Source organism: Bradyrhizobium sp. LjRoot220 (genome assembly GCF_964252915.1).
Lineage (GTDB): Bacteria > Pseudomonadota > Alphaproteobacteria > Rhizobiales > Xanthobacteraceae > Bradyrhizobium.
Map to the genome: position 1 here is coordinate 1876685 of NZ_CAXUPS020000001.1, position 9255 is coordinate 1885939.

General features: G+C 59.3%; 10 protein-coding genes. 1 reads left to right on the forward strand and 9 read right to left on the reverse strand.

Annotation, left to right across the window (positions count from 1 at the left end; all coding sequences use genetic code 11):
* Positions 1-23: 23 nt before the first annotated feature.
* From ACSQ84_RS08345 to ACSQ84_RS08375, 7 genes are all read right to left on the reverse strand, one after another.
* Positions 24-371, reverse strand: coding sequence for a hypothetical protein (locus tag ACSQ84_RS08345; protein WP_436211122.1), 348 nt, complete (start codon positions 369-371; stop codon positions 24-26).
* A 9-nt stretch (positions 372-380) separates the two neighbouring features.
* On the reverse strand, positions 381-782 hold the full coding sequence (locus ACSQ84_RS08350; protein ID WP_436211123.1) for a hypothetical protein: 402 nt from the start codon (positions 780-782) through the stop codon (positions 381-383).
* Positions 779-1051 (reverse strand): hypothetical protein, encoded by a 273-nt coding sequence (locus ACSQ84_RS08355; RefSeq protein WP_436211124.1) that lies wholly within the window; start codon positions 1049-1051, stop codon positions 779-781. The genes ACSQ84_RS08350 and ACSQ84_RS08355 overlap by 4 nt, the downstream gene beginning before the upstream one ends.
* A 125-nt stretch (positions 1052-1176) precedes the next feature.
* Positions 1177-1608 carry a hypothetical protein gene (locus ACSQ84_RS08360; RefSeq protein ID WP_436211125.1) on the reverse strand — a complete coding sequence of 144 codons (432 nt, stop codon included), beginning with the start codon at positions 1606-1608 and terminating at the stop codon, positions 1177-1179.
* A 561-nt stretch (positions 1609-2169) separates the two neighbouring features.
* Complete coding sequence (locus ACSQ84_RS08365) at positions 2170-2421, reverse strand: DUF6074 family protein (protein ID WP_436211126.1); 252 nt, start codon at positions 2419-2421, stop codon at positions 2170-2172.
* Positions 2414-2638, reverse strand: coding sequence for a helix-turn-helix transcriptional regulator (locus ACSQ84_RS08370; protein ID WP_436211127.1), 225 nt, complete (start codon positions 2636-2638; stop codon positions 2414-2416). Before ACSQ84_RS08370 ends, ACSQ84_RS08365 begins: the two co-directional genes overlap by 8 nt.
* Before the next feature lie 249 nt (positions 2639-2887).
* Positions 2888-4138: a tyrosine-type recombinase/integrase gene (locus ACSQ84_RS08375; RefSeq protein ID WP_436211128.1), complete on the reverse strand. Its 1251-nt coding sequence runs from the start codon at positions 4136-4138 to the stop codon at positions 2888-2890.
* A gap of 693 nt (positions 4139-4831) precedes the next feature.
* Here ACSQ84_RS08375 and ACSQ84_RS08380 point away from each other — a divergent pair.
* Complete coding sequence (locus ACSQ84_RS08380; RefSeq protein WP_436211129.1) at positions 4832-5284, forward strand: hypothetical protein; 453 nt, start codon at positions 4832-4834, stop codon at positions 5282-5284.
* Positions 5285-5524: 240 nt separating this feature from the next.
* Here ACSQ84_RS08380 and ACSQ84_RS08385 read toward each other — a convergent pair whose 3' ends face one another.
* Together ACSQ84_RS08385 and ACSQ84_RS08390 are read right to left on the reverse strand one after the other, a co-directional pair.
* A complete protein-coding gene (locus tag ACSQ84_RS08385; RefSeq protein ID WP_436211130.1) occupies positions 5525-5992 on the reverse strand; it encodes a hypothetical protein in 468 nt (155 codons plus the stop codon).
* A gap of 118 nt (positions 5993-6110) precedes the next feature.
* Entirely contained in the window at positions 6111-9116 is a 3006-nt protein-coding gene (locus tag ACSQ84_RS08390) for a beta strand repeat-containing protein (protein ID WP_436211131.1), read from the reverse strand.
* Between the last annotated feature and the right edge of the window lie 139 nt (positions 9117-9255).

Genomic DNA, 9255 nt, shown 5'->3' on the forward strand with positions numbered 1-9255 from the left:
CGGGTAATCAAAAGTGCGAAGGTTTACCCAGCGCGGAGAATTTGGCGGATACGCTCTGACCCCAGAATGGGACCGTGCGACAAAATTTCGAATAGATCAGCACGCCGTCGGTCCGAACTGTCCGGTACGACCCTGTTCCGCAGCGGGCTTTCAGCGAAGCGTGCGAGGTCGCGCTCAATCTGCCGAGCGGCGCCCCGATCGGTGAGATCGCCGCACCAATCAAAGCGATAAGCGCGGATCAGACCGGCCTGCTGCCGTGCCATGCCGGCGCGCGATCGTTTCCGGAGTTCGGCGGCCAGCCGGGCGCAGTCGTCGGGCGACATGTGCCGCAAGACGATCGCAAGGAGTTGCTGGACGACCGCCGGCGTCATTTGTTCACCTCATCGCTGTAAAGGTACATCGCGCTTAGCGGGCTTCTTCGTGCCAGGTGCGCCCCAGCGGCCGTAATCCAGCAGCGAGCAATAGTGGTTTGGATCGCGCCACTGCTTGCTGTTGACGCCGGCAAGAAGGGCGCGCACGTATTCGAGATCGATACCGGGACGTGTTTCGCGTCGGTCCGTCGCGATCGAGTGAATAGCCTGCAGTTTTGCCCCGGCAAATATGCGCGACTCGGGGGGCCAGCACGGATCGCCGGCGACATCGAGCAGCTTGCGGATATCCGCAATATCGAAAACCTCGTCGATGGCCTTGCGTACGACGACGAGCCTCTCCTCAGATTGACAGTCGTGCAGGCCAACGCCGCGGTGGATCCCGACAATCGGGACGGAATCGTGGTCGGTCATACCTTTCCTCCGTTCAAAATACGAAGCGCACGGCGGGATACCAGGTCGCCCTCCAAGTGCTCCGCCGGTTTCCTCTCTTGGGGAATCGTCTTGGCCAGCGCCTTTGCGGCCGCAACCCGGGCGGACGCCGGTGCGCTGACGTCCGCCGCGATCGCGCGCAGAATCGCCAGCGGATCGACGGCAGCCAAGTCGATTCCGGCCAGAGCTGCCCGGCTCGCGTCCAATCGCGTGGGCCTTCCGGGTCGGCGTTTTTTTGTTTTCTTAGCCATCAGTTTTTTCCGAATGTGCATTTCTGGAGATTTTCATCACCGCGCGCGCAGGGGTTGCGCGTGCAACCCAAAGCGGTTGGAGCCCCTACTGGCTTTCGGGAACTTGGTGGGGGGTGGGTCGACGTTCATTCCCTGTCCGTGTCCCTGCGCCGCGGCATCGACATCGCATCGAGTTGCGCGGCCAGCGCCCGCGCGTCGTGCTCGTCCATGCCTGACATCATGCCGACGACCATCGAGTCCGCCGTGCTCATCGGCCTGCGATGTTGCGGCTTCGGTTCGTCGAGCCAGCGCTCAGCGTTAAGCCAGCTTGCGCCGTGCGCAGTGTACTGCGGGTCCTCGCCCACTCGCTCGGCGGCATACCTCATGACACCGGCGAGCAACTGATCCGGTGATGCGATTTTTTGAGCCAGCACCCGCTTGAAGGCTTTCTTGGCAGCGCCCCGGGCGACTCGCCGCGGATATTGCTTCCACCATTGCTCAAACATCTCATCGACGGTTAGGTGGGCGCGGTCGGGTGGTTCGATCGGGAACAGCCCGAGCGAGCGATCATGCGACATCGCGTGCCCTCCCCGAGATATAGATAGTAGTGGTGGTTTCCGAACTGAGCCCCGTAGTGTCGGTTTCCGCACCATGACCCACCGGTCTTTGGTGCGCTTTTCGGGGGTCGCTTCCGGCGCCCTTCGCCACCAGAGATTCTGATTTTGCGAGCCTGGATTGCTTCGCTAGGATTGCAGCCTGCTCGCTCGTCTCGATCTTACGCCATTCGTGGGTACCATCGTTTCTGGCTCCCTTGGTCGGCCGGAATGTTAGCCTGAATCGGTTGGGAGCCCGCCGATTTGCGCTACCGGCTCGCCCGCGTTCGGTCACCTCAATGAAACCCAACGCTTGTGCTTCGCGGATTGCAGGCGCGATCGCATGACGATGAATGCCGTACTGTTCGAAGTCATCGAAGGTGACCGGCAGGCGCCCGTTGTCCTGCCCGCCATGGTGAGCCAGCTCGATTTCGATGCGATTGATAACCCGAATGGCTGAAAGGCTGAGCGCGCGATAAGCCGGCGATTCTAGCATTTCCACCAGGCGGCCCGCCCACTGACCGCTGAAAGATGTCGACCGCCGGCTCACCGGATACCTCCAGGGGCGTCAATCACGGCCTTCCAAAGCGCGGCCAGGATCGCCACTTCCATGCACTTCACCTCGAGTGCGATGAGATCCTCGGCGATGCCTTTGCGACGCATGGCGTCAACTTGGCACTTCACCTGCTGCTGGATGTGGCGCTCGCCAGCGTGCTGGTTGAGCTCTGCGGCCCTGGCCGCCTGACGCAGGATGAATGCTTGCCGCCGCACGAGCGGAAACGGAATTATCTCAGCCATTTGAGCCCTCCAGACGTGCGGCGGCATTTCGCTTCGCCCACGCCTGCGGATCGCTTTTCCAATCCGCGATGACGGATCGATGGGCGGCGTTTTTCTTTGGTGACAGTTTGAAATACGGAGGAAAAAGCCCAGCCTTTTGCATGCGCCAAATCGTGGGCGCCGAAAGCCGGACGTCCTTCTCCACCTCTTTCGAAAGCATGATGTCGTCGTGGGCCATAGCGAACCTCCAAACCTGGTGGCCGCTCAGCAGCGCGACCAACTCAAAAGGTTCCCCCTGCTGCTGCAGGGCGCGCGGGAATGCCTTGCGGCAGTCACCGTTTTTTTCCTTTTGACGTTGGCACAATCGCCAGATTTTGTAGGCTTGGCTTCAGTGGGGGAAGCCGCGGCGGAGATGCTCTCGACGCCGACGCAAATCAATTGCGTGAATCGCTTGTCTCAAAGAAACGATTCTTCGTCAATCGAAAAATCAAGCCGCTAATTGCGGACCACTGAAAGCGATTACCATGCTGGAATTATTTTCCAGATATGCCGCCCATGCATTCATCAGCTTGCGACGCTTCTCTAGCGCGTCGCTGCGACGGTACGCGCGCTCAGAATCGTCACCGACCAGATGCGATAGCGCTGCCTCCGCGACCTCACGTGCAAACTCGGTTTCGTCGCCGCACCAATCGCGGAAAGACGACCTAAACCCGTGAACGGTATACTCGGCATGGCCGGCCCGGCGGAGAGCCATGGTCAGGCTCATGTCGCTGAGTGGCCGTCTTGGCTTTGCTCCGGGGAAGACGAATGCGCTTTGACGCTTGCCCGCGATACGTGATGCCAGTTCAAGGATCTCGATGGCCCGTGCGCAAAGCGGTATCCGATGCTCCCTGCCCTCCTTCATCCGATCGGCGGGAACGGTCCAAAGAGCTTCGATGCGGTCGACCTCGGTCCAAACCATCTCCCGGGCTTCGGTCGACCTCGCCGCTGTCAGCATCGTGAACTCGAGTGCCAGGTTTGACATCGTCGTCCGCTGCCGCAGGTCGTGAACGAATGAGGGTACGCCTGGATAGGGCATCGCCGGATGGTGTCCCCGGCTGAGCTTGGTGCGGCCGGGCAAGATCAGATCTAAATGGCCGCGCCAGCGAGCCGGATTCTCGCCCGTACGGTGGCCGTGGGCGCGTTCAGCGTCGAGGACACGCTCTATGCGCCCCCGCAGCCGCGAAGCTGTCTCGGGCTTCTCCTGCCAGATTGGACGCAGTATCTGGAGCACATGCTCGGTCACGACCTTGTCGACCGGTTTTTCTCTGATCGCCTTGCAGTAGTCGTACTCGGTCGGCTTACCGTCAGCATCGACTCCCAGAAGGGTCATCAGCCACTGGGCCGCGTGCTTTTCGTTCTTCCAGCTTGGCCGCATCGTATCGATCAAGGCCTTGGCCGCCTCTCCGAAGGTGGGGACGTCGTCCTCCGCGCGTCGCGCTTCAAGCGGATCCTTGCCGTCCGCCAACAGCGCGCGCGCCGCTGTGGCCTTCTCCCGCGCCCGCGCCAGCGGTACGTCACGGGCGGCACCCAGCCCCATCTCGATCGGCCGGCTGTTCGCGCCGCGATAGAGGAAGACCCACCGCTTCGTGCCCGTTTTGGAAATGCTCAGGTAAAGATTGCCGCCGTCGGCATGTCGACCAGGATGCAGTTTCTTGCTTAAAACGTTGGCGGGTAATCGGTTGAACGCTTTCGCCATAGCCCTATCACCAGCCCTATCAGCGGCATGAAATCCTGCGAAAGAGTCTGATCCGATTTGAATCCGGCAGACAAGAGCCAGCGAGAGAAAACCCTTGCTATGAAGGGGTTTGAAACAACAAGACTTAGAATGAAACCGTAGGTTCGGAAGACACCCCTTCCGCCATCAGATTGTTTTACCTCATATTTTCACTCGAAAACTGTAAAAACCACCGCCATTTTTTACACTCGTTCTGGGCATGTGCATTTTCAGTTCGGCCAAAATGCAAAAAGCCCCGTAAGATCGGGGCCTTTGTTCTTTTCGCAGGCCGCGTACATTTCAACGGCCGTCGCAATCCGTAGCGGCTTCCCTTACGCGCACAGTCGCGCTTCAATAGCCCATGGGCACAAAGTCACCGGAAACCATCTACGGCGCCTCCGTCCGGGCGGCGGCGGAGGAAGCTGCCCGTGCGCGCAAGGCCGCAGACCGTTTGGCCTGCGACGCCTGGAACAAGCGCATGCTCGGCTTTCAGGGCCCCGCCCAGCCCTCCCCGGCCCGAAGAAGCGGCTGACGCCGCCGCGCTCCTGATTGGCAGGTCACGGCGCGATGCGCCTGCGCCGGCGCTTGGAAAGATGTCCCAAAACGGTCACATCGGAGCGACAGCATCGTTGCCGACCGTCGAATTTTCCACAGCAACCGCTGGAGGGAATGGCCGTGACACCTTTAGAACAACGCCAAGAGCCTGCGATCTATCAGGCAGGTCGCACTATCGTCGCTTGCTCGCTTGGATTGAAGGTCTGCGGAATGGCGATTATCGCCGTGCGTGACCTGACTTTAGGAGAGGTCGACGTCGAAGAGCGCCAGTCGATGTCACTCATAGATCGAATAGCCCTGTACTCTGCTGGTACCCTCGCTGACCGGATGTTTTCGATTGCGACGCCTGTTTCGCCTGCGTTTGCCGACATAGCAGAAATGCGTCACTTTATGGAGGGGCGCGAGCAGCCAGTGGGATCAGGTTTGCGCGAAATTGCTTACAACAAATCCGAAGGATTGTTGCGTCAGCACCGCGATAAAGTCGCGCGGTTGGCAGATCCTCTCAGCGACCGGCTGGTTCTGAGCGAGGCTGAGATCGCAGCCCTTTGGGAGGAGCGGCCCGACACACAGTAGCTCCCCTTCGCGCCCCGCAGAGACGACCAGCTGAGCCGTTAATTTGCTGTCTCGCAGTCGCTTTTCAAAACATTTCCCTACTCGACTAATCAGGGAGAGTAATTCGCGAAACAGCAACTTTTCATGAGGTAACACCGAATTGCGGTCGAAACTCCACAGCCCGTCTCGCAGTTTATTGTTCATCACTACGAGAGCCCTGCCGGCGCGCCCCTGCCGCCTTTGATGCTGGCGTCCATCAGATCAAAGACGTTGCTGGCTTCGGCCTTCTTGGTTGTCGCGATCGGCGAGCACTGCGTCCGCACTCTTGGTCAGGCCGCCAGCTACTTGCTTTGCAGCATCCGGGCTCAGCGCATAACCTTCCTGGTTTTCCAACCGGTGATTGAGAATAAGCAGGACCAGGCCCCTGCCCTCAGTGTCCGCCGTCACGGCGAAGGTCTTCGGGATTTCAAATCTGACTCCGTTCGAGTTGCCCCCCGAGCGAGCATTTCGCTTGGGTCCCGCGGCGGAGTCCACACTGGGAGCGGCCACTGCAAGGGTTGACCCAAGCGTGCCCCGCGCGCTGACGAGGGCATCGATAAAATCGTCCACACACTCGCGCGCTATTTTGAGCTCCACGTCGCCAATATACTTTCCGCTGCCACCGACGATGACCTCCTTCTTGTCATCCGAGAGCCTGGACGACTTTACCTCGCTGATCCTGATCGCCATCTATGAACGCTCCGTGCCAAGCGTGCCCCTACCTGGTCATGCTCTTCTCACGTTCTCGGACCAGTCGTCGGGCATCGCCCCATCGTTTGCGCACTGTATCCAATGCTGTCGATCGCTGCTAGATTAGATCATCACGGTATGACAGAAGTGTGCCTGTAGTGGCGTCTGCCGCGAATATGAAGCCGTCCGCCGAGTACTCGCCGAGCAACGAGATGTTGGCGGTGTGAACGCCGTCGCTCACCGTTAGGGTTCCGCCGGTCTCCTCCGAATTCTCTACGTAACTTACGCTGGTGCCTTCTCCAAACGTGACATCGAGCAGATCGAGGTGGTCATCCTCGTTAAATCCCGAAACAATTCCGCTGAAGTCGAAGGAGTCGCCAAGCTTGAGCGTCCCAGTCGCTTCGGCACCAATAGTTACGTTGACAGATGAGGCTGCTTCGAACTCGATCGTGGCTACACCATCGATCAATGCAGTGCCGCCGCCAGTTACGCTGCCGTTGAGGGTGATGTCTGCTCCATTCGCCCACAGCAATCCGGAATTATCAAGATTGCTGTCGATGACCAGCCCGCCGCTGCCGGTCGCTTCGAGCGTTCCGGAATTGACGACGGTGTTCGCACCGGTATCGATCTCGAGGGAATTGGTGCCGGTGGCGATGATCGTGCCTTCGTTAACCAGGATCATCTGCCCTGCGCCGAGCTGTCCGGCGCCCGAGATCGTGTTGTCTAGATTCGTGAGTGTGACGTCGGAGACCGTTGCGCTGATGACGTTCTCCGTGCTGTCGGACAGGATCACCTGCCCGTGGCCCTCGAGCGTAATGCCATACTCGATAAGCTGGAGGTCAGTGTCGTTGCCGGTCGAGTTCAACTCGATTGTGCCCGTGTTCACGATCCTTCCGCTTAGCGGGATGACCGCGCCATCGCTGATTGTCATGCTGCCGGAATTCTGTACGGCCGGCGTTTGATCGAACACGAAATCGTCGGCTGAGAGCGAATTGGCATCGACGCCATGGAGGGTGATCGACTGGCCATCTCCCAAGGTGATTACGGCATCGCCGAGATCATTGTTGATCGTCTGCACCTGAACGTCCACAAACGTCGTGAAGCCGGCGTACCCGATAAGGTCGATCTGGTCGTGCGCCGTGTCGAAGTTATAGATCGTATCATGGCCGATCGGTTGGGCGACAACGAACAAGTCGTTGCCGCTCGAACCCGTCAGGTTGTCGTCGCCCGACACGGCGAAGATTGGGGAACCGGGCGCATAGGCTTCCACGTTGTCGAAGAATTTTGCAATGCCCGTGGTGCCGTCCGCGTTGGTCCAGGTTTGGGTCACGTGGAGTACCGTCGCTCCTGTGAGTCCCGCCTGCGTGGTGACGGTCAGCGTGCTCGGATCGTTCGTCTGTACGGTCCAGCTGCCGTCGCCGTTGTTCGTTCCGGCGTTCAGGCTCCAACCCGAGGGAATGCCGGCAACCGTGACCGTGACTAGACCGGTCGGATCGACCGAAGGATTGGTGAGCGCCAGGTTGATCGGCTCTCCGGCAATACCGGCCGGAAAAATATGCGAGGGAATCAGTGTAGACAAATTCGTTACGGTTACATTCCATAGGTCGACTAGGATGTCGTTGCTTGATACAGTGTTGTTGACCTGTTCATAAATATAGGTGTGAGCTACCCCACTAATGGTAGCTGTGAACGCCACCGTGGCGCCGGCATTACCAAGGTCATTGGCATTAGGCTGTGCTTTCAGATATTGAACAACCGCTGCGACGTCCGCCGTCGAGGTCAAAGCTACCGGCGTATCAAATGCGCCCGAGGTGTCGAACTGGATAATGCCGTTTGTTATTCCATGCGAACTTACCGTATTCCCGCCGATCGTCAAACTGGAGTTGGTGCCGTTAATACTGGTATTGGCTGCGGCAGTAGCCGTGCCCTGCAAATCAAGGAAGTCGGCGGCCGGATCGAAATCGCCGATTACGTCATACCCGGTGATCGTTCCGGCGCCCCCGGCACCACCGACGGCGGCCGAAGAATCTCCGCCACTGATGATAAACGTGTCAGCAAATGCGCCGCCGACCAGCAGATCACTTCCGCTTCCGCCCGTGAGCGCGTCGGTACCACCGTTTCCAAACAAGAGATCATTCCCACCTGATCCGGTCAACAACTCGCCAGCAGACGAGGAGGTAACCACGTCATCTTGCCCTCCTCCGCTTAGGGACGTGGACAAATTGTGGGAGCCCGTGCCAAGCGCGTAGCCGTAGACCATCCCTCCATTGACAAAGCTGATGGCTTCGACGGAATTGCCGCTATAATGCCCCATAACGGTGATGTGGGTCGCTCCGGCATCGACTACCAAGTTGTTGCCGACGTGGTCGAAGTTCAGTGTGCTGATCGAGGCACTGGGCGTAATAGTAATAGCATCATTCCCGGCGACGTCGCTGATGATGTCAGTCCCATCGGACAATCCAAATTGGTAGGTATCTTTTGCATTGGCTCCGAGCAGAACGTCGTTTCCTGTTCCGCTGATTACGGTGTTAGAGCCACCCCCGCCTTGGCTGATGATGATGTCGTTTCCGGCCGTCCCGTCCAGAGTGCCGACAAGATCCTGGGTAACTGTCGCCGCTCCCGTTGTGTTAGGGGGCGCCCCATCCGTTACGACGTAAGTGAACGAGCCTCCGGCTGGGCTGTTGTCGGTATAGGTTACCGTTACACCAGCGTGTGAAGCAGTATCCCCAGCGGCCGTCGAGGTGGCGCTCGTGATCGTTACTGTGGCTGCCTCTGGATCGAAGTCGTTGAAGAGGAGAGCCCAATCCGGAATAGAAATTGCGGTTCCCAAGCCAATATTCGTGATTACGGCGTCGCCACCGGCAACTGGTGCCTCTTCGACGTTTGTCACCGTGACCGCAATTGCTTGCGTATCCGTGGCGCTTCCGTCGGAGACCTGCACTATGACGTCGTAGACGTTATTCGCGCCCACGTCGGCCGGTGACTCGAAGTTCGGTGCCGAGACAAAGCTCAGCGCGCCGGTGGCGGCGATGATGGTGAACTTCGCGGCATCCGCCCCACCCGAGATCGAATAGGTTAACGTTTGAGCGGGGATGTCAACGTCCGTGGATGTGACCGTGGTCACCGCAATAGTGTTCTCGGCAACCGAGATTGAAGCCGTGGGCCCGGCGCCGTTGGACGTAATCACCGGCCCGTCGTTGGTGCCGGTGATGGTGATGGTGAGGTCGGCAACGCTGCTGTCGCCGTCCTCGTCCGCCAGCGTG

Excerpts from the sequence above, each read along its gene's own strand:
- ACSQ84_RS08345 (WP_436211122.1), bottom strand. The coding sequence starts at position 371 with ATGACGCCGGCGGTCGTCCAGCAACTCCTTGCGATCGTCTTGCGGCAC.
- ACSQ84_RS08350 (WP_436211123.1), bottom strand. The coding sequence starts at position 782 with ATGACCGACCACGATTCCGTCCCGATTGTCGGGATCCACCGCGGCGTT.
- ACSQ84_RS08355 (WP_436211124.1), bottom strand. The coding sequence starts at position 1,051 with ATGGCTAAGAAAACAAAAAAACGCCGACCCGGAAGGCCCACGCGATTG.
- ACSQ84_RS08360 (WP_436211125.1), bottom strand. The coding sequence starts at position 1,608 with ATGTCGCATGATCGCTCGCTCGGGCTGTTCCCGATCGAACCACCCGAC.
- ACSQ84_RS08365 (WP_436211126.1), bottom strand. The coding sequence starts at position 2,421 with ATGGCTGAGATAATTCCGTTTCCGCTCGTGCGGCGGCAAGCATTCATC.
- ACSQ84_RS08370 (WP_436211127.1), bottom strand. The coding sequence starts at position 2,638 with ATGGCCCACGACGACATCATGCTTTCGAAAGAGGTGGAGAAGGACGTC.
- ACSQ84_RS08375 (WP_436211128.1), bottom strand. The coding sequence starts at position 4,138 with ATGGCGAAAGCGTTCAACCGATTACCCGCCAACGTTTTAAGCAAGAAA.
- ACSQ84_RS08385 (WP_436211130.1), bottom strand. The coding sequence starts at position 5,992 with ATGGCGATCAGGATCAGCGAGGTAAAGTCGTCCAGGCTCTCGGATGAC.